Origin of the sequence: Synechococcus lacustris str. Tous (assembly GCF_003011125.1) — a bacterium.
In the GTDB taxonomy this organism is placed as follows: domain Bacteria; phylum Cyanobacteriota; class Cyanobacteriia; order PCC-6307; family Cyanobiaceae; genus Synechococcus_D; species Synechococcus_D lacustris.
The window spans coordinates 1-723 of record NZ_PXVC01000276.1 but is presented as its reverse complement, the minus strand read 5'-3'; the positions used below and the strand labels follow the sequence as shown (position 1 = coordinate 723).

At 51.3% G+C, this 723-nt stretch carries 1 pseudogene; it reads left to right on the top strand.

What is annotated here, in order from left to right:
• Positions 1–122: 122 nt before the first annotated feature.
• Positions 123–723, top strand: a pseudogene (locus C7K08_RS14895) (iron uptake porin); the annotation flags it as partial.

Genomic DNA, 723 nt, shown 5'->3' with positions numbered 1-723 from the left:
ATCCCTCATTRGGKGCTGAGGTTGCTTATGARGAAGGATCCGGCGCTAATTCCATGGGCGTAGATCGGGTTTTCTATCAATTCCCGATYGGWTCWAATTTCACARTTACCGCTGGCCCAAGGGTGCGTCAAGACGACATGTTGGCGGTRTGGCCTAGCCAATATCCAGCCGACACRATTCTCGACTTCTTTACCTACGCMGGTKCYCCCGGTACCTACACCCTCAACCTCGGTGGTGGTGCTGGTATCTGGTGGGCTGATAATGGCTTCAGCGTAAGTGCCAACTATGTGGCAGCYAACGCTAAAAATAGTGATTCCAGCACTGGTGGCATTGCCACAGACAATTCMGGCGGCACCGGCACGGTGCAACTGGCTTACACCGCAACTAACTGGAACCTAACTGCTGCCTATGCCTACTCCCAAAGTGGAGCCTACGGCTATATCCCTGTGGGTACAAATTTAGCGGGTAATCCATTCGCTGGTTTGTCGTCATTTGATGTGAATTCACTTGCCATTAGCGGCTGGTGGAAGCCAAGCAAGGTGAGCTGGATTCCATCTATTAGTGCTGGTTGGGGTTCCAACTCCTATAGCGCTAAGAAGGCATCTCAAATCTGGGGTGTGGAAACAAACGCAGAAGGAGCAAAGGCCCAAAGCCAATCTTGGTATGTGGGTATGCAGTGGGCTGATGCTTTGATCAAAGGCAACACTTTTGGTACAGCAGTTG